Here is a 257-nt window from a genome sequence, read left to right on the forward strand (position 1 = left end):
TTATCGGCCTCCACCAGTTCCGGTATTCCGCTGTGCAGAGTAGAAACAACCGGAATGCCAACCGCCATCGCTTCCATTAGCGCCACCGGAATACCTTCCATATCGCCATCCGCACCTGTAACCGATGGCAACAGGAAGACATCCGCGTCATCGAGCATCGCTTTCACTTCATGGCTCGGTTTAAAGCCCGGCATCTCTATCACATCTTCCAGTTGATATTGTTCGATGAGGGTGCGCAGGCGTCGTTCCCACGGGCC

General features: G+C 54.9%; 1 protein-coding gene. It reads right to left on the minus strand.

From position 1 onward, the window contains the following. Positions 1 to 257, minus strand: a 257-nt coding sequence (locus tag SB765_RS31320) for a glycosyltransferase (RefSeq protein WP_410932721.1), incomplete at both ends; no start/stop codon positions are given.

Source organism: Pseudomonas sp. SIMBA_067 (assembly GCF_046534675.1).
Classification (GTDB): domain Bacteria; phylum Pseudomonadota; class Gammaproteobacteria; order Pseudomonadales; family Pseudomonadaceae; genus Aquipseudomonas; species Aquipseudomonas putida.